Origin of the sequence: Streptomyces sp. Je 1-369 (assembly GCF_026810505.1) — a bacterium.
Classification (GTDB): Bacteria; Actinomycetota; Actinomycetes; order Streptomycetales; family Streptomycetaceae; genus Streptomyces.
In genome coordinates, this window is the sequence record NZ_CP101750.1 from 5,818,891 (window position 1) to 5,837,106 (window position 18,216).

At 69.7% G+C, this 18,216-nt stretch carries 14 protein-coding genes and 1 riboswitch; of the genes, 7 read left to right on the top strand and 7 right to left on the bottom strand.

Annotated elements, in window-relative coordinates; translation table 11 throughout:
* The first annotated feature begins 123 nt into the window (after positions 1–123).
* From NOO62_RS26660 to NOO62_RS26685, 6 genes are all read left to right on the top strand, one after another.
* Positions 124–1,506 carry an HD-GYP domain-containing protein gene (locus tag NOO62_RS26660; RefSeq protein ID WP_268773375.1) on the top strand — a complete coding sequence of 461 codons (1,383 nt, stop codon included), beginning with the start codon at positions 124–126 and terminating at the stop codon, positions 1,504–1,506.
* A complete protein-coding gene (locus tag NOO62_RS26665; RefSeq protein WP_268773376.1) occupies positions 1,503–2,774 on the top strand; it encodes an HD-GYP domain-containing protein in 1,272 nt (423 codons plus the stop codon). The genes NOO62_RS26660 and NOO62_RS26665 overlap by 4 nt, the downstream gene beginning before the upstream one ends.
* Before the next feature lie 148 nt (positions 2,775–2,922).
* A complete protein-coding gene (locus tag NOO62_RS26670) occupies positions 2,923–3,903 on the top strand; it encodes a tetratricopeptide repeat protein (RefSeq protein ID WP_055563704.1) in 981 nt (326 codons plus the stop codon).
* A gap of 63 nt (positions 3,904–3,966) precedes the next feature.
* Positions 3,967–4,623, top strand: a complete 657-nt coding sequence (gene def / locus NOO62_RS26675) for a peptide deformylase (protein ID WP_268773377.1) — start codon at positions 3,967–3,969, stop codon at positions 4,621–4,623.
* A gap of 362 nt (positions 4,624–4,985) precedes the next feature.
* Positions 4,986–6,050, top strand: a complete 1,065-nt coding sequence (locus tag NOO62_RS26680) for a terpene synthase family protein (RefSeq protein ID WP_414930888.1) — start codon at positions 4,986–4,988, stop codon at positions 6,048–6,050.
* Positions 6,047–7,423: a cytochrome P450 gene (locus tag NOO62_RS26685; RefSeq protein ID WP_268773379.1), complete on the top strand. Its 1,377-nt coding sequence runs from the start codon at positions 6,047–6,049 to the stop codon at positions 7,421–7,423. The genes NOO62_RS26680 and NOO62_RS26685 overlap by 4 nt, the downstream gene beginning before the upstream one ends.
* 57 nt (positions 7,424–7,480) lie before the next feature.
* Here the strand turns inward: NOO62_RS26685 and NOO62_RS26690 are convergent, their stop codons facing one another.
* The 7 genes from NOO62_RS26690 to NOO62_RS26720 form a co-directional block, all read right to left on the bottom strand.
* Entirely contained in the window at positions 7,481–8,503 is a 1,023-nt protein-coding gene (locus NOO62_RS26690) for a ribonucleotide-diphosphate reductase subunit beta (protein WP_268773380.1), read from the bottom strand.
* Complete coding sequence (locus tag NOO62_RS26695) at positions 8,503–10,923, bottom strand: ribonucleoside-diphosphate reductase subunit alpha (protein WP_268773381.1); 2,421 nt, start codon at positions 10,921–10,923, stop codon at positions 8,503–8,505. The genes NOO62_RS26690 and NOO62_RS26695 overlap by 1 nt, the downstream gene beginning before the upstream one ends.
* A 130-nt stretch (positions 10,924–11,053) precedes the next feature.
* Positions 11,054–11,190, bottom strand: a riboswitch (cobalamin riboswitch).
* Positions 11,191–11,283: 93 nt separating this feature from the next.
* Positions 11,284–12,930: a monocarboxylate uptake permease MctP gene (mctP, locus tag NOO62_RS26700; protein ID WP_414930889.1), complete on the bottom strand. Its 1,647-nt coding sequence runs from the start codon at positions 12,928–12,930 to the stop codon at positions 11,284–11,286.
* On the bottom strand, positions 12,927–13,196 hold the full coding sequence (locus NOO62_RS26705; RefSeq protein WP_150186131.1) for a DUF3311 domain-containing protein: 270 nt from the start codon (positions 13,194–13,196) through the stop codon (positions 12,927–12,929). Before NOO62_RS26705 ends, mctP begins: the two co-directional genes overlap by 4 nt.
* Before the next feature lie 110 nt (positions 13,197–13,306).
* Positions 13,307–13,483 carry a YbdD/YjiX family protein gene (locus tag NOO62_RS26710; protein ID WP_268775789.1) on the bottom strand — a complete coding sequence of 59 codons (177 nt, stop codon included), beginning with the start codon at positions 13,481–13,483 and terminating at the stop codon, positions 13,307–13,309.
* A 17-nt stretch (positions 13,484–13,500) separates the two neighbouring features.
* Positions 13,501–15,639: a carbon starvation CstA family protein gene (locus NOO62_RS26715; RefSeq protein WP_268773382.1), complete on the bottom strand. Its 2,139-nt coding sequence runs from the start codon at positions 15,637–15,639 to the stop codon at positions 13,501–13,503.
* 115 nt (positions 15,640–15,754) lie between these two features.
* Complete coding sequence (locus tag NOO62_RS26720) at positions 15,755–16,537, bottom strand: GntR family transcriptional regulator (protein ID WP_268775790.1); 783 nt, start codon at positions 16,535–16,537, stop codon at positions 15,755–15,757.
* A 325-nt stretch (positions 16,538–16,862) separates the two neighbouring features.
* Between NOO62_RS26720 and NOO62_RS26725 the strand changes: the two genes are divergently transcribed.
* On the top strand, positions 16,863–18,137 hold the full coding sequence (locus tag NOO62_RS26725; RefSeq protein ID WP_268773383.1) for an extracellular solute-binding protein: 1,275 nt from the start codon (positions 16,863–16,865) through the stop codon (positions 18,135–18,137).
* The last annotated feature ends 79 nt before the right edge of the window (positions 18,138–18,216 follow it).

An 18,216-nucleotide genomic window follows, 5' to 3' on the forward strand; every position in this document is an offset into this window, starting at 1 on the left:
CACTCGGGCTCCGCGCGGCCCGCTCTCCCCTCCCGTCACTCGAACGTGCTAATTAACGGCGGCCGGGTGCTGGCAGGGAGAGCGCCGTTCTAGTCTCCGGACCGGAACGGGGAGGAGAACTCCATGCGGTCGGTGCCGGTGCGGGCCCGCGTCTACATCCTGTGCGTCGCCCTGGCCGGCGTGGCCTGCGCCGCGCCCGCCCCCGGCGCGCGCCCCTCCTGGCCCGCCGTCGCGCTGCTCGCCGTCCTCTACGCCGGATGCGAGCAGATCACCAGGTGCCGCGTCGTCGGCGGCCGCGTCCCGCGCGGGCTCGGCACCTTCTTCCCCGTACTGCTCGCCGGGGTGTTCCTGCTGCCGCCGTCCGCCGCCGCGCTCGTCGCGGTGCCCGGCGCGCTGTTCGCCCGGGTCGACCGGGAGCCGCGGTGGGTGCGTCGTCTGTGGCGCGCCTCCCAACTCGCCCTGGCCGCCTGGGTGTCGGCGCGTGTGTACGCGGCGCTCGGCGGGCCCGCGGCCACCGCGGCCCCCGACTTCCCGTACGTCCTCGGACCCGCGGGGGCGGCCGTGCTCGCCTTCTCCGCCGTGCTCACCGTGCTGGACGGCGGCGTCCTCGTGACCGCCGAACGCGTCCCCGCGCGGACCGCCTGGCGGGGACTCTTCCTGCGCTCGCTCGCGCCCGTCACCGTGCACGGACTCGCGGGACTGATGATGGCGGTGCTCTGGACCAGTCCGTACGGCCCGGCGGCCGCGCTCCTCGTACTCCTGCCGATGGGCGTCTCCTGCTGGGCCTTCGCGCAGTACCACCGCGAGCGGGCCGCCCACCAGGCCACCATCCGGGCGCTCGTGCAGGCCGTCGACCTCAAGGACAAGTACACCCGCGGGCACAGCGAGCGCGTCGGCCGCGCCTCCGTGCTGATCGCACGCGAACTGGGCATGGACGACGACCGCGTCGAGGTGCTCCGGTTCGCCGGGATCCTGCACGACGTCGGCAAACTCGGCGTCCCCACCCGGCTGTTGCGCAAGGACGGACCGCTGACGCCCGAGGAGCGGCGCATCATCGAGCTCCACCCCGAGTACGGCCACGAGATGGTGCGCGGCATCGGGTTCCTCGGCGAGGCGCGCGCCGCGATCCTCCACCACCACGAGCGCATGGACGGCGGCGGCTACCCCTACGGGCTCACCGGGCCGCAGATCCCCGAGTGCGCGCGGGTGGTCGCGGTCGCCGACGCCTTCGACGCCATGACGTCCACCCGCTCCTACCGACGCGCCAGACCCGTCGAGGCCGCGGTGGCCGAGCTCACCCGGTGCGCGGGTGCCCACTTCGACCCCGTGATGGTCGGGGCGCTCACCCGCGCCCTCGACCGGTACGGATGGCACCCCGAGGTCACGGCGGACGTACCGGAACAAGGCGGACCGGAGCAGGACGCACCCGTGCCGCCCGCAGCCCTGCCCGCACCGGCGCCCGCGCCCGCCCCCGCCCCCGCCGCCGTGCGACCGGCGGCCCGGTGAGGCCGCCCTCGCGGCTGCCCGGTGCGGTCGTCTGCCTGGCCGGGCTGCTCGCCTGCGCCTCCCTCGTCTGGACCCTCTGGCACGGCATCGCCGAGGGCCGGGCCGCCCTCGCCTTCGGCGTCCTGATCGCCCTCGGCGAGCTGGCCCGGTGGGGGAGCGGCGGGGACAGGGAGCCCGCACCGCTCGGCGCCGCGGGGGCCCTCGCGTACGCCCTGCTCGGCGAGGACGCCGGGCACGCCACGCACCACGGAGTGCTGCAGGTGCTCGCCGTGGTCGTCGCCGCCGCCCTCGTCGGCGCGGTGCCGAACGTCGCGCTCGGCCGAGGCCCCACGCTCGACCAGATGGCCCGGCGCGTGCTGACCGTCGGGTTCGCCGCCGCGTGCTTCCAACCCCTGTACAACGCGGGCAAGTTCGGGGAGTGGGTGGGACACGGGCCGTACTTCGCGTTCGTCATCGTCGCCCTGCTCGTCCTCACCGCGCTCTGCGACGCCGTCCTGGCCGCCGTGACGGCGCACGCCCGCACCCGGTGGCCGTTCGGGCCGCTGCTGCGGGAGGAGCTGCGGGCGATGCTCGGCATCGGCTCCGCCGTCTGCGCGAGCGGCGCCGTGATGGCGCTCGCGGTGGCCGTGGCGGGGCTGTGGGCACTGCCCGTGTTCAGCCTCCCGCTGCTGCTCACCCAGCTCTCCTTCCGGCGGTACGCGGCCGTGCGGGCCACCTACCGGCAGACCATCGCCTCCCTGGCCAGGGCCACCGAGATCGCCGGATACACCCCGCAGGGCCACGCGCACCGCGTGGCCGGTCTGAGCCGGGCCGTCGGGCGTGACCTCGGTCTCTGCGAGTCGGACCTCACCGTCCTCGAGCACGCGGCGCTCATGCACGACATCGGCCAGCTCTCCCTGGTCGACCCCGTCCCCGCGGGCGCCACCGCCGCGCTCTCCGAGGCGGAACAGCGCCGAATAGCCCTGCTCGGCGGCGCCGTCGTCCGCCAGACCGGGGTGGACGCCGCCGTCGCCGTCGTCGTGGAGCGGCAGGCCGACCCGTACCGCGAACAGCCCCTCACCGCACGTATTGTGCGGACGGCGAACGCGTACGACGAGATGGCGCGGGGAGAAGGACCATCAGGGGCGCTGGACGGCCCGCTCAAGGCCTTGGAGCGGCTCCGCCTGGCCACCGGCCACGACTACCAGGCGGAGGTCGTGGAGTCCTTGGCGCGCGTCCTGTCGAGGGACGGCCTCACCCGTGGCCTTACCTCGCGCCGGGCTGGGTAACCCATGGGTAATGAGCGGCTGTCCGACCGTCCGTGGTTGGATGCGAAGAAGACAGGAAATGGGGCGCGCGGGGGTACGGCCCCCGACGCCGCGCCCCGACGACAAGCGACCTACGGAAAACGTGGCAGGCGGGAATCAGGCGGGAATCGTGAGGATCTTCGGCAAGGGACGGCACCGGCCCTCCGCCTCATGGCGGCAGGCGACCGACCGCGCGTTCACGCTGATCGGCGACGGCCGGTACGAGGACGCGGGAGCGCTGCTCACGCGTGCGGCGGATCTCGAACCCTGGCTGTCCGAGTCCTGGTTCAACCTGGCGCTGCTGCACAAGTTCCGGCACGACTGGGAGCAGGCTCGGGCCGCGGGGCTGCGCGCCGTCGCGCTCCTGGACCGTTCCGCGGGCGCCCCCGACTGGTGGAACGTCGGCATCGCGGCGACCGCGCTCCAGGACTGGCCCCTGGCCCGCCGCGCCTGGCAGGCGTACGGCCTGCGGGTGCCCGGCGGTGTGGCCGCCTCCGGCGAGCCGACGGGCATGGAGCTGGGCAGCGCGGCCGTGCGGCTCTCCCCGGAGGGTGAGGCCGAGGTCGTGTGGGGCCGCCGGCTCGACCCGGCCCGTATGGAGGTCCTGTCCATTCCGCTGCCGTCCTCCGGGCGCCGCTGGGGCGAGGTCGTGCTGCACGACGGCGTCCCGCACGGCGAGCGGACGACGGGCGACGGGCACTCGTACCCCGTCTTCGACGAGATCGAGCTGTGGGCGCCCTCACCCGTGCCGACCTGGGTGGTCCTCCTGGAGGCCGCCACCGAGGACGACAGGGACGCCCTGGAGCGGCTCGCGGCCGACGCGGGCTTCGCCGCCGAGGACTGGTCGTCGTCCGTGCGGCTGCTCTGCCGGATGTGCTCCGAGTCCCGGATGCCGAGCGACGAGGGCGACGGCGAGCACCTGGACCCGCACGACCACAGCGAGCCGGGCCACCCGGGCCCGCTGGGCCACCGCAGCCCCGGCGCGCTCTGGGTGCCGGAGCGCGAGTGCGGCCTCGCGGCGCCCGCCGCGCTGGTACGCGGTCTGCTGGACGGCTGGGTGGCGGACAGTCCGGATTCCCGTGACTGGCGGGATCTCGAAGAGGTCTGCTGACACTTCGCCGTAGGCTGTACCGGCACAAACTCTTGAGGGTTTCAAGGAAGGCGTACGGCGGACATGGCGCAGGACACTGAGCAGCAGGCCATCGACGGGGACGGGGTGCTCCCCGTCGACGACGAGGGCTTCGTCATCGACACCGAGGACTGCGAGGAGCGGGAGACGGCCTACCGCGAGCGCGGCACGTCCCGGCCGATCACGGTCGTCGGCAACCCGGTGCTGCACAAGGAGTGCAAGGACGTCACGGCCTTCGACGACGAGCTCGCCAAGCTGGTCGACGACATGTTCGCGACCCAGCGCGTCGCGCAGGGCGTGGGCGTGGCCGCCAACCAGGTCGGCGTCGACCTGAAGGTCTTCGTCTACGACTGCATGGATGACGACGGCGTGCGCCACGTCGGTGTCATCTGCAACCCGGTGCTCCAGGACCTGCCCGCCGAGAGGCGCAGCCTGGACGACTCGGGAGAGGGCTGCCTCTCGGTCCCGACGGCGTACGCCCCGCTGGCCCGCCCGGACTACGCCGAGGTGACCGGGCAGGACGCGAAGGGCAACCCCGTCAAGGTGCGCGGCACCGGTTACTTCGCGCGCTGCCTGCAGCACGAGACAGACCACCTGTACGGGTACCTGTACATCGACCGCCTCTCCAAGCGGGAGCGCAAGGACGCGCTTCGCCAGATGGAGGAAGGCACCCCGCGCTACCCCGTGGTGGACAACGGCTGACTCCCGAGGCGCCCGTGAGGCGCGGGAACCGTGTGACGCGTGCGGCCCCTGGTACAGGAACTCAACCCTGACCAGGGGCCGTTGGCGTAGCCGCTCGCGTGTGCGAGCAAATCAAGCTGCCGGTGATCCATATTCAGTCACGTAAGGGGAGGTTCTCGGCACCCGGGGGTAGTGAATGGCGCAAATCTGTTCCCTGAACGGTCAGTTGTGGTGCTGAATGGAAAGCGCGGGGATACGCAACGGCGCGCGCCCGGTACGGCGGGAGGGGCGCGTGTCCTCAGGCGGCTGAAAGGGGATTGTTCGTGCGCGCATATTCCGGGAGCACTTCACAGACACATCCGTACGCACGGCCACGTTCACCCGTGGTGTCGGTACCGCGGGCACTGGCCGTTCCGATGATCGAAGCAGCGTTCCCTCGCCGTCTGCATCCGTATTGGCCAAAGCTTCAGGAGAAGTCCAGGACCTGGCTGCGCGAAATGCGGCTCATGCCCCCGGACAAGGTCGAGCGGTACGCGGACAGTCTCTGCTACACGGATCTGGTGGCGGGGTACTACATTGGCGCGCCCGACGCGTTGCTGACCGCGATAGCGGACCTCAGCAGTTGGTTCTTCGCCTGGGACGACCGGCACGACAGGGACTCCGTGCACGGCAGGACGGCCCAGTGGCGGCGGCTCTGCCGTGGCCTGCACGGCACGCTCAACGAGCCCCGGCAGTACCGGCACCACGAGGACCCGCTGGTCGCCGGGTTCGCGGACTGTGTGCTGCGGCTGTACTCGTTCCTCGGGCCCAGCTGGAACGCCAGATTCGCCCGGCACTTCCACCCCGTGATCGACGCGTACGACCAGGAGTTCAGGAACCGGCGCTGCGGCACCGTCCCGACCGTCGAGGCGTACGTGGAGCTGCGCCGGCTCACGTTCGCGCACTGGGCGTGGATCGACCTCCTGGAATCCACCGCGCGGTACGAGCTGCCGGACCCGGTGCGCAAGCACCCCGCCTACCGGCGTGCGGCACGAGCGACCCAGGATTTCTCGGCCTGGTACAACGACTTGTGCTCCCTCCCGAAAGAACTTGCGGGAGACGAACTGCACAATCTCGGGATCAGCCTCATCCAGCACGAAGGAATGACGCTGGAAGAAGCGGTGCGGGAAGTGCACAGGCGCGTCACCGAATGCGTCAAGGAATTCCTGCAAGCAGAGCGGGAAGTGCTGTTGTTCGCCGATGAATTGGCGGACGGTGGTGAAGGCGGCAAGGAACTCGCGGACGCGGTGAAATCCTGCGTCTTCAACATGCGGAACTGGTTCTCTTCCGTCTACTGGTTCCATCACGAATCCGGCCGCTATCGGGTGGACAGCTGGGACGACAGGTCCATGCCCCCGTACGTGACGGAAGAAGCCCTGGCGGAAAACGAACTGGTAGGTGAGGAATGAGCGTCGAATCCGCAATACCCGCTCCCCCCACGTCGGGCCCCGACCCGCTCCGCACCCCGCCCCTCGTCCGCGGCGGCGCCCCGCTCCTCGGCCACGCATGGAACCTGGTGCGCGACCCACTCGGTTTCCTCTCCGCGCTCCGTGACCACGGCGATCTCGTCCGGATCAGGCTGGGGCCGAGGACGGCGTACGTGGTGTGCGACCCGGAACTGGTCGGCGCCATGCTCAAGAGCCCCGAGTACGTCGTCGGCGGACCGCTCTGGGACACCCTGGAAGTGCTCCTCGGCAAGGGCGTGGCGACCAGCAACGGCAAGCTGCACCGCCGCCAGCGCCGCATGATGCAGCCCGCGTTCCGGCCCGAGCGGATCGCCGACTACGCCAAGGTGATGGAGGAGGAGGCCCGCGCCACGGCGGCCCGCTGGCAGCCGGACACCACCGTCGACGTGAGCGCCGAGATGTTCCGCACGGCCGTGCGCATCGTCTCGCGCTCGCTCCTGGAGGTCGACTCGATCCGCGACAAGGCGGACCGGATCGCCGACTCGCTGCACACCGTCTTCGACGGGCTCTACCGCAGGATGGTGCTCTCGGTCGGCCCGCTGCACCGCGTGCCGACCCCCGCCAACCGGCGCTTCGAGAGCGCGCTCGCCGACCTGCACGCCCTCGTCGACGAGATCATCGCCGAGCGCCGCGCGGCAGGAGCAGGCGCGCCGGACGACCTGCTCGCCGCACTGCTGCGGGCCAGGGACGAAGCCGGGGAGCCCATCACCGACCAGGAGATCCACGACAACGTGGTCTCGCTCGTGGTGGCGGGTGCGGAGAATGTGGCGTCGACGCTCGCGTGGGCGTTCCATCTGCTGACCGAACACCCGGAGCACGAAAGGCGGTTGGTTGAAGAAGTAAATGCCGTGGCCCCGGACCGCGCGATCACATTCGCCGATCTCAAGGCCCTGCCGCACCTCCGCAATGTCGTCACCGAGGCGATGCGCATACGGCCGGCCGCCTGGATATTCACGCGCCGGTCGGTGGCCGAAACCGATCTGGGCGGCTTTTCGATTCCGGCGGACGCCGACATCGTCTACAGCGTGTACGCGATGCAGCGCGACCCGCGTTCCTTTGAGCGGAACCTGGAGTTCGACCCCGACCGGTGGAATCCGGAACGGGCCGGTGACGTGCCGGAGTTCGCGATGATGCCGTTCAGCGTCGGCAACAGGAAGTGCCCCGGCGACCACTTCAGCCTGGCGGAACTCGCCCTCATCCTCGGGACGGTGGCCCCGAAGTGGCGTCTGCGGCCCGTCAAGGAGACCGACACCCGCACCCAGGTCGGCATCACCCTGCACCCCAAGCGGCTCGTCCTGCGGGCCACACCGCGTTGACACACCAAGGTGCCCGCCCCCGTCCGGCAGGACGGGGGCGGGCACAACCGTGCGCGTCTAGAACTCGTCGTCGAACGAGACCGAGCCCTCCACCGCGACCTGATAGGCCGAGGGCCGCCGCTCGAAGAAGTTGGTCAGCTCCTGGACGCCCTGCAGCTCCATGAAGGAGAAGGGGTTCTCGGAGCCGTAGACCGGCGCGAAGCCGAGGCGCTGCAGACGCTGGTCGGCGACGCACTGCAGGTACTCGCGCATCGAGTCCGTGTTCATGCCGGGCAGGCCCTCGCCGCACAGGTCGCGGGCGAACTGCAGCTCGGCCTCGACGGCCTCCTTCAGCATGTCCGTGACCTGCTGCTTGAGCGCGTCGTCGAAGAGCTCCGGCTCCTCCTTGCGGACCGTGTCGACCACGTCGAAGGCGAAGCTCATGTGCATCGTCTCGTCGCGGAACACCCAGTTGGTGCCGGTGGCGAGGCCGTGCAGCAGGCCCCGGCTGCGGAACCAGTAGACGTACGCGAAGGCACCGTAGAAGAAGAGGCCCTCGATGCACGCGGCGAAGCAGATCAGGTTGAGCAGGAAGCGGCGGCGGTCGGCCTGCGTCTCCAGCCGGTCCAGCTTCTCGACCGAGTCCATCCACCGGAAGCAGAACTCGGCCTTCTCACGGATCGAGGGGATCTCCTCGACCGCGTCGAAGGCCGCCGCGCGGTCCTCCGGGGCGGGCAGATAGGTGTCGAGCAGCGTCAGATAGAACTGGACGTGCACGGCCTCCTCGAAGAGCTGACGGCTCAGGTAGAGCCGCGCCTCGGGGGAGTTGATGTGCTTGTAGAGCGTCAGCACCAGGTTGTTCGAGACGATCGAGTCGCCGGTCGCGAAGAAGGCGACGAGGCGGCCGATCATGTGCTGCTCGCCGGGGCTGAGCTTGGCGAGGTCGGCGACGTCCGAGTGGAGGTCGACCTCCTCGACGGTCCAGGTGTTCTTGATCGCGTCCCGGTAGCGCTCGTAGAAGTCGGGATAGCGCATGGGGCGCAGGGTCAGCTCGAAGCCCGGGTCGAGGAGGTTCTTCTCGCTGTTCGTGGTGGAGCTCATTACTGGCAGGCCTCGCAGGACTCGGGGTTTTCCAGGGAGCAGGCGACGGCGTCGGGGTCGGTCACCTGCTGGGGGACGGGGACGGGGGCGGGGGCGGTGGGCGCGGCGTTCGAACCGCCGGCGGCGCGGGCGATGCGCGTCGCGGGGCGTGAGCGCAGGTAGTACGTGGTCTTCAGGCCGCGCTGCCAGGCGTACGCGTACATCGAGGAGAGCTTGCCGATGGTCGGCGTCTCCAGGAAGAGGTTCAGCGACTGCGCTTGGTCGAGGAACGGGGTGCGGTCGGCGGCCATGTCGATCAGGCCGCGCTGCGGGATCTCCCACGCCGTGCGGTACAGGGCGCGGACGTCCGCGGGCACCCAGTCGAAGCCCTGCACCGAGCCGTTGGACTCGCGCAGCGCCTCACGGGTCTTCGCGTCCCACAGGCCGTGCCGCTTCAGCTCCTCCACCAGGTAGCCGTTGACCTGGAGGAACTCGCCTGACAGCGTCTCGCGCTTGAAGAGGTTGGAGACCTGCGGCTCGATGCACTCGTAGACACCGGCGATGGACGCGATGGTCGCGGTCGGTGCGATGGCGAGGAGCAGCGAGTTGCGCATGCCGGTCGCGGCGATGCGCTCCCGCAGCGCCGCCCAGCGCTCCGGCCATGTCAGGTCGACGCCGTAGTGGTCGGGGTGCAGGACGCCACGCGCGGTGCGGGTCTTCTCCCAGGCGGGGAGCGGGCCGTGGCGCTGGGCGAGGTCGGCGGAGGCCTCGTACGACGCGAGCATGATGCGCTCGGCGATGCGGGTGGACAGGGCGCGCGCCTCGGGGGAGTCGAAAGCCAGCTTCAGCTGGAAGAAGACGTCCTGGAGGCCCATCGCGCCGAGGCCCACGGGGCGCCACTTGGCGTTGGAGCGCCCGGCCTGCTCGGTCGGGTAGAAGTTGATGTCGACGACGCGGTCGAGGAAGGTCACCGCGGTGCGGACGGTGGCGTCGAGCCGCTCCCAGTCGATGTCCTGCGCGGCCGGGTCGACGAACGCGCCGAGGTTGACCGAGCCGAGGTTGCAGACGGCCGTCTCCCCGTCGTCCGTCACCTCCAGGATCTCCGTGCACAGGTTGGAGGAGTGGACGGTGTGGCCGGGCTCCGCCGTCTGGTTGGCGGTGCGGTTGGCGGCGTCCTTGAAGGTCATCCAGCCGTTGCCGGTCTGCGCGAGGGTGCGCATCATGCGGCCGTACAGGTCCCGGGCCGACATGCTCTTCTTGGCGAGCCCGGCGGCCTCCGCCTTGCGGTAGGCGGCGTCGAACGCGTCGCCCCACAGGTCGACGAGCTCCGGCACGTCGGAGGGCGAGAACAGCGACCACGGCTGGTCGGCGGCGACCCGGCGCATGAACTCGTCGGGGATCCAGTGCGCGAGGTTGAGGTTGTGCGTGCGGCGCGCGTCCTCACCGGTGTTGTCGCGCAGCTCCAGGAACTCCTCGATGTCGGAGTGCCAGGTCTCCAGGTAGACCGCGGCCGCGCCCTTGCGCCGCCCGCCCTGGTTCACCGCGGCGACGGAGGCGTCCAGCGTCTTCAGGAACGGCACGATGCCGTTGGAGTGCCCGTTCGTGCCGCGGATCAGCGAACCGCGGGAGCGGATGCGGGAGTACGAGAGTCCGATGCCGCCCGCGTGCTTCGAGAGCCGTGCGACCTGGTGGTAGCGGTCGTAGATCGAGTCGAGCTCGTCCTGCGGGGAGTCGAGGAGGTAGCAGGACGACATCTGCGGGTGGCGGGTGCCGGAGTTGAAGAGCGTCGGCGAGGACGGCAGGTAGTCGAGGCGGCTCATCAGGCCGTACAGCGCGGCGACCTCGTCGACGGCGCGGGCACTCTCGTCCTCGGCGAGACCGCCGGCCACGCGCAGCATGAAGTGCTGCGGGGTCTCGATGACCTGGCGGGTGATCGGGTGGCGCAGCAGGTAGCGGCTGTGCAGGGTGCGCAGCCCGAAGTAGCCGAAGCGGAAGTCGGCGCCGTCGGCGAGCGCGGTGTCCACGAGCGCGTCGAGGCGGGCCGCGTGGGCGCCCACGAAGTCGGCGGTGCGGTCGGCGATCAGGCCCTCGCGGTGGCCGACGGCGATCGACTCGGTGAAGGAGCGCACGCCCTGCGAGGCGGCCTCGGCGGCGATGGAGAGCGAGAGCAGCCTGGCGGCGAGCTTCGAGTACGCGGGGTCCTCGGAGATGAGCCCCGCGGCCGCCTCGGTGGCGAGGGTCCGCAGCTCCGCCTCGTCGGCCCGGGCCGAACGGCCGCGCAGCGCGGCGGCGGCCACCCGGCCGGGGTCGGCGTCGGGGAGGTCGGCGGTGAGGTCGGTCAGGGTGCGCAGCAGCGCGGTCCCCGGCGCGTCGGTACCCTCAGCGCTTTCGGTGGGCTGCGGTGCCAGCGCTGTCGCAGGTTCGGCAGGCGCGATGGTCACGTGGGGCTCTCCCTCGCTCGGCTCTGGGCCTGGAGGAGGGGATGGCACACACGGGCGCACCCGGGCAGGGCGGCGTACCGCGTCCACCGGCCCATTCCACGAGGCCCGGACGGTCGGCACCCGGGCCGGACGGCACGGGTGCACTGCCGGCAGGTCTTCGGACTCCGCGTACGACAAATGCGTACACGTCTACCGTTGCGGGACAGTTCCGGACTTGCACCGGATTCCCCTGCGGCGACAGCGAGCACGAGCATACATCTTGTGCTGGCTCTGGGTGGCAGCCCCATATCTTGTGTCGGAGAGCACGAGAACGGGCCGCCGGATTCCTCCGGCGGCCCGTAGGTCGTACGCAGGGAAGGGTCAGTGCCCGCCCGGCGCCCCCACGGTGGCCGGGGGCAGTTCCTCGATGACGCCGGGGTCGCCCGCGTCCGCCGTGTAGTCCCCGGGCGACGTCTCGTCGATGCCCTCGGGGGCCTTCAGGGCCTTCAGGACGAAGGTCATGACCACGGTCACGACGACGTTCAGGACGAACGCGGTGAGGCCGATGTAGCCGATCTCGCCGATGCCGGGGATCTCGTCGGACGAGCCGCCGAAGTGCTTCTGCGTCGGCGAGGCGACGCCGTACGCGGCGACCGTTCCGTAGACCATGCCGACCGCCCAGCCCGCGAGCAGCGCCCAGCGGTGGAACCACCGCGTGAACAGGCCGCCGACCAGCGCGGGCATCGTCTGCAGGATCCAGATGCCGCCGAGCAGCTGGAAGTTGATCGCGACCGTTTTGTCCATGGTCAGGACGAAGGCGAGCGCGCCCACCTTCACCAGGAGCGAGACCAGCTTGGAGACCCTGGTCTCCTGCGCGGGTGTCGCGTCCGGCTTGATGAAGTCCTTGTAGATGTTCCTCGTGAAGAGATTCGCGGCCGCGATCGACATGATCGCCGCGGGCACGAGCGCGCCGATGCCGATGGCGGCGAAGGCGACGCCGGTGAACCAGTCGGGGAACATGTTCTCGAACAGCTGGGGGATGGCCAGCTGGCCGTTCTCGACCTTGACCCCGGCCGCGATCGCCATGAAGCCGAGCAGTGCGAGCAGGCCCAGCATCAGCGAGTAGAGCGGCAGGATCGTGGTGTTCTTGCGGATCACGTTGCGGCTCTTGGAGGAGAGCGTCGCCGTGATCGAGTGCGGGTACATGAACAGCGCGAGCGCGGAGCCGAGCGCGAGCGTGGCGTACGTCCACTGCCCGGCCTCACCGGGTGCGAGCCCCGCGACGGGCTTGCCCGCGGCGTCGTTCGCCGCCGAGAACTTATCGTTCGCCGCCTGGAAGATCTCGTCGAAGCCACCGAGCTTGATCGGGATGTAGATGATCGCGACGGCGATGACGAGATAGATCAGACCGTCCTTCACGAACGCGATCAGCGCGGGCGCGCGCAGACCCGACGAGTAGGTGTACGCGGCGAGCACCGCGAACGCGATCAGCAGCGGCAGGTCCTTGATGAACCAGTTGGTGTCGGGACCGCCGCCGACCCCCATGACGTCGAGGACGGCCTGGATGCCCACCAGCTGGAGCGCGATGTACGGCATCGTGGCGAGGATGCCGGTGACGGCGACCGCCAGCGAGAGCCCCTTGGAGCCGAAGCGCCCGCGCACGAAGTCGGAGGTGGTCACGTAGCCGTGCTTGTGCGAGACCGACCACAGGCGCGGCAGGAAGGTGAAGATCAGCGGGTAGACGAGGATCGTGTACGGCACGGCGAAGAAGCCGGCCGCGCCCGCCGCGTAGATCGCCGCCGGGACGGCCACGAACGTGTAGGCGGTGTACAGGTCGCCGCCGAGCAGGAACCAGGTGACCCAGGTGCCGAACGAGCGGCCGCCGAGGCCCCATTCGTCGAGGCTCTGCTCGTTCTCCGCCTTGCGCCAGTTGGCGGCGAGGAAGCCCATGACGGTGACGGCGAGGAAGAAGAAGATGAAGACGCCGAGTGCGACGCCGTTGACGCCGCCCGATGCGAGTGTGGTCACTTTCCGGCACCCCCATGGGCCTGCTCGGCCTTGCGGGCGCGCTGGTCACGCTGCCACAGCTGGTACGCGATCATCGTGAGCGCCGTCGAGATGAGCACCCAGAGCATCTGGTACCAGTAGAAGAACGGGATGCCGATGAAGGTCGGGTCGATCTTCGCGTACGACCCCACCCAGAGCATTGCCACGAAGGGCGCGACGAGGCAGGCTGCGATGACCACACGGACCGGCGTCACCACCGGTCTGTTCACTTCAGGCGCATCTGACATATCGCGGCTCCGTTCCCTCACTTATCCCATGCTTAACGTGCGGGAAATCTAAGCCACAGTCTCGCTGTATGGAACCCCCGTCCGGATAACGGACGTGACAAGTTGCCTGTTCAGCAGCAGCGGAACCCTTGGCGGGGGTCTGACTCCGCCCGGTCTGTCCGCATGCGTTCAAATGCGCGGCGGCTGGGAACAGTTGCCGCCGGATGCTCCTTGCGCACGTGCGCCACATACCGGTCGTACGCCGACTCGTCGGTCAGCTCATGGACGTACCACCGCATCCACCGCATCCCGCGCAGCACCCAGGTCACGGCGCCACCTCCCGTCGCTCCGTCCGCCTCTCCTCCTGCTTCTCCTCCCGGGTCGCGAAGAGCCCGGCCGGAGCGGTCAACTTCGACTCCACGTACGGCGCTTCGCTCAGCCGCGAGGCCACGGGGTTGCGGACGTGCTTGATGCAGATCCGTGCCGCGTCCAGGATGACGACGACGATGAGCAGCGCGAGCGCCGCCGAAAGGACACCGTCCACCGTGGAGTTGGTGACGACGGTGTGCATGTCGTCCATGGTCTTGGCGGGCGGCAGGATCTTGCCCTCGTCGATGGCGTCCTGGTAGTTGGCGCGCTGCTGGAAGAAGCCGACGCGCGGATCGCTGGAGAACACCTTCTGCCAGCTCGCGGTGAGCGTCACCGTCGCGTCCCAGGCGAGCGGAATCCCCGTGATCCAGGCCCACTTGAGGCGCCCGGACTTCACGAGCAGCGTGGTGCAGACGGCGAGGGCGACGGCGGCGAGGAGCTGGTTGGCGATGCCGAAGATCGGGAAGAGCTGGTTGATCCCGCCGAGCGGCTCGTGCACGCCGACCCACAGGAAGTAACCCCAGAGGCCGGTGACGACGGCGCTGGTGAACACGAGCCCCGGCTTCCAGCTCATCCGACGGAACGGTTTGTAGATGTTCCCGAGCATGTCCTGCAGCATGAACCGGCCCACGCGCGTGCCCGCGTCGAGCGCGGTCAGGATGAACAGCGCCTCGAACATGATCGCGAAGTGGTACCAGAAGGCCCGCATCGAGCCGCCCGTGACCTTCGAGAAGATCTCGGACACGCCGACCGCGAGCGTGGGCGCGCCGCCGGTGCGCGAGAGCAGCGAGGACTCCTCGACGTTCTTCGCGGCCTGCGCCAGATCGGCCGGTGAGATGGAGTACCCGAAGCCGGCGACGGCCTTCGACGCCTCCTGCACGGTGTCGCCGACGACTCCCGCCGGCGCGTTCATCGCGAAGTACAGGCCGGGGTCGATGATCGACGCCGCGACCAGCGCCATCACCGCGACCGACGACTCCATCAGCATGGAGCCGTAGCCGATCATCCGGACCTGCGTCTCCTTCTGGATCATCTTCGGCGTCGTGCCCGAGGAGATCAGCGCGTGGAAGCCGGACAGGGCGCCGCAGGCGATGGTGATGAAGACGAACGGGAAGAGCGAGCCCGCGAAGACGGGTCCGTCGCCGCGCGAGGCGAAGTCGGTCACCGGGTCCATCTTCAGCGTCGGCAGGGTGACGACGACGCCGACGGCGAGCAGCACGATGGTGCCGATCTTCATGAAGGTGGAGAGGTAGTCGCGGGGCGCGAGCAGCATCCACACCGGCAGGATCGAGGCGATGAACCCGTACGCCACCAGCCAGATGACCAGCGTCGACGGCGCCAGCGTGAACGTGTCCGCGAGGGACGACTCGGCGACCCAGCGCCCGCCGACGAGCGCGAGCAGCAGCAGCGCGATGCCGATCAGCGAGACCTCACTGACCCGTCCAGGCCGCAGCACCCGCAGGTAGAAGCCCATCAGCAGCGCGATCGGGATGGTCATCGCGATGGAGAAGGTGCCCCACGGCGACTCGGCGAGCGCGTTGACGATGACCAGCGCGAGCACCCCGAGCAGGATGATCATGATGGCGAAGGTGGCGAGCAGCGCGGCGGCGCCGCCGACCGGGCCGATCTCCTCGCGCGCCATCTGCCCGAGCGACTTGCCGTCGCGCCGCGTCGAGAAGAACAGCACGACCATGTCCTGCACGGCGCCCGCGAAGATCACGCCGACGATGATCCAGATGGTGCCGGGCAGGTACCCCATCTGCGCCGCGAGCACCGGTCCGACCAGCGGTCCCGCGCCCGCGATCGCCGCGAAGTGGTGACCCAGCAGCACCCGGCGGTCGGTCGGGTGGAAGTCGATGCCGTTGTCGAGCCGCTCGGCCGGGGTGGCCCGCTTCTTGTCGACCTTCAGGACGTTGTACGCGATGAACTTCGAGTAGAAGCGGTACGCGACGGCGTACGAGCCGAGTGCCGCCGCCACCATCCAGGCGGCCGACACCTCCTCGTCGCGCGCGAGGGCCAGGACGGTCCAGCCCGCGGCGCCGACCAGCGCGACGAGGGACCAGATGACGATGGATCGGCGGTTCGCTCTGCGCACCGGGTCGTCCTCCCGTTCACCATGCGATGAGATTCATCGTGCGATGAGCTGCGTCGTGCGGTGACGGGAGGAACCTAGAGCAGCGCGGTGCCCCGCGCCAGACCTCGGACGGGTGTCAGTCCGTGGGCCGCTTGAGGCGGGCCACGAACTTGTAGCGGTCGCCGCGGTAGACGGAGCGCACCCACTCCACCGGCTGGCCGTTGCCGTCCAGCGAGTGGCGGGACAGGAGCAGCATCGGCAGGCCCACGTCGGTGCCGAGCAGGCCCGCCTCGCGCGGGGTCGCCAGGGAGGTCTCGATGGTCTCCTCGGCCTCCGCGAGATGCACGTCGTACACCTCGGCGAGCGCCGTGTAGAGCGAGGTGTACTTGACCAGGGAGCGGCGCAGGGCGGGGAAGCGCTTCGCCGACAGGTGCGTGGTCTCTATGGCCATCGCCTCGCCGTTGGCGAGCCGGAGCCGCTCGATGCGGAGCACCCGGCCGCCCGCGGTGATGTCGAGCAGGCCGGCGAGGCGGTCGTCGGCGGTGATGTACCCGATGTCCAGGAGCTGCGAGGTGGGCTCGAGGCCCTGGGCCCGCATGTCCTCCGTGTACGAGGTGAGTTGCAGCGCCTGCGACACCTTCGGCTTCGCGACGAACGTGCCCTTGCCCTGGATGCGCTCCAGACGGCCCTCGACGACCAGCTCCTGGAGGGCCTGGCGCACCGTCGTGCGGGAGGTGTCGAACTCGGCGGCGAGGGTGCGCTCCGGGGGGACCGGGGTGCCCGGCGGCAGCGTCTCGGTGATGTCCAGCAAGTGCCGCTTCAGGCGGTAGTACTTGGGCACGCGCGCGGTGCGGCCGATGCTCGGGCCCTCGGGGGACACGTCGATCTCGCCCGCGGTGCTGCCCGCCTCGCTGCCCATGATCGACCTTCCCGGCTCCTGTGCTGCTGCCGTCACCGGCTCCTCCGTCTGTCGCGGCTCACATCGTGGCACGTACCGGGCCATGGGGGCGCCCCCTGGGCGAGCGAAGTCGAGAGCTTTGGAGAAGACTCCGCCCGCTCAGGTGTCGGTCCGATAACGGACGCGACAGCCCTTCTTATACACCCTTGACACCCCTAAAGGTCTAGGCCAAGCTCCCCGTACTGGTCTACACCATTAAAGACCAGGTTCCAGTCCCACGGGCAGATCTCGGTCCATTCGGTCGCTGCGGGTGGGGGGTTGACTGGCATCCCTTGAGGAGGGTGACGTGAAGCGCAAGCTCATTGCGGCCATCGGTGTCGCGGGCATGTTGGTCTCTGTCGCGGCGTGTGGCAGTGACGACGACGACAAGAAGGCCGGGGGAGCCGACAGCTTCAAGGGCGAGACCCTGACGCTCTGGGCGATGGACGGTTCGACGCCCGACAAGTGGCAGAAGGACGTCACGGCCGCCTTCGAGAAGAAGACCGGCGCGAAACTGAAGTTCGAAGTCCAGCAGTGGAACGGTATCCAGCAGAAGCTGACCACCGCCCTCTCCGAGGAGAACCCGCCGGACGTCTTCGAGATCGGCAACACCCAGACCGCCGCGTACGCCAAGACCGGCGGCCTCGCCGAGCTCGGCGACCTCAAGGAGTCCATCGGCGCGGACTGGACCGAGTCGATGAACAAGGCCTCGGTCATCGACGGCAAGCAGTACGCCGCCCCGTGGTTCGTCCTCAACCGCGTCGTGATCTACAACAAGAAGATCTGGGCCGACGCCGGGATCAAGGACACCCCGAAGACCCGTGACGAGTTCCTCAAGGACCTCAAGCAGATCGGCGCGAAGACCGACGCCGAGCCGCTCTACATGCCGGGCCAGTTCTGGTACCACTTCGTCGGCCTGACCATCGGCGAGGGCGCCGAGCTGGTCAAGAAGGACGGCGACAAGTACGTCTCCAACCTTGGTGACCCGAAGGTCACCAAGGCCATGAAGACGTACAAGGAGTTCGCGGACCTCTCCAAGGCCCCCAAGAACAAGGACGAGGCCACGCCGCAGCAGGGCGAGGTCTTCGGCAAGGGCAAGACGGCCGCGATGATCGCCATGCCGTGGGAGGCCGCCCTGGCCATCAAGACGGACAAGAAGATCGAGAAGGACATCGGCTACTTCACGATCCCGGGCGCCACGGCGGAGAAGCCCGAGGGCGTCTTCCTCGGCGGCTCCAACCTCGCCATCGCCGCGACCAGCAAGAAGCAGGAGCTCGCCAAGGAGTTCCTGAAGATCGCGCTGTCCGACAAGTTCGAGGGTCAGTTCGCCAAGGAAGGCGGCGTCATCCCGAACAAGGAGTCGCTGGAGTCCTCCCTCGCGGGCAACCCGGCCGCCAAGGCCATGACGCCCGCCACCCCCGGCGGCGGCATCACCCCGCTGATCCCGGAGTGGGGCGCGGTGGAGAACCCGCCGAACCCGATCAAGAACTACATGACCGCGGTGCTCAACGGTAAGGCGCCTGCCGACGCCGCCAAGCAGGTCGAGGGCGAGCTCAACAAGCGCCTGTCGCAGAAGCAGTAAGAACGCCCCCTCTTGCCGGGGGCGGCGGGTGAACCGTCCTCGCCGCCCCCGGCATACCTCTGCGTACCGCGATGCCCAC

Excerpts from the sequence above, each read along its gene's own strand:
- NOO62_RS26660 (WP_268773375.1), top strand. The coding sequence starts at position 124 with ATGCGGTCGGTGCCGGTGCGGGCCCGCGTCTACATCCTGTGCGTCGCC.
- def (WP_268773377.1), top strand. The coding sequence starts at position 3,967 with ATGGCGCAGGACACTGAGCAGCAGGCCATCGACGGGGACGGGGTGCTC.
- NOO62_RS26685 (WP_268773379.1), top strand. The coding sequence starts at position 6,047 with ATGAGCGTCGAATCCGCAATACCCGCTCCCCCCACGTCGGGCCCCGAC.
- NOO62_RS26690 (WP_268773380.1), bottom strand. The coding sequence starts at position 8,503 with ATGAGCTCCACCACGAACAGCGAGAAGAACCTCCTCGACCCGGGCTTC.
- NOO62_RS26705 (WP_150186131.1), bottom strand. The coding sequence starts at position 13,196 with ATGTCAGATGCGCCTGAAGTGAACAGACCGGTGGTGACGCCGGTCCGT.
- NOO62_RS26710 (WP_268775789.1), bottom strand. The coding sequence starts at position 13,483 with ATGCGGTGGATGCGGTGGTACGTCCATGAGCTGACCGACGAGTCGGCG.
- NOO62_RS26720 (WP_268775790.1), bottom strand. The coding sequence starts at position 16,537 with ATGGGCAGCGAGGCGGGCAGCACCGCGGGCGAGATCGACGTGTCCCCC.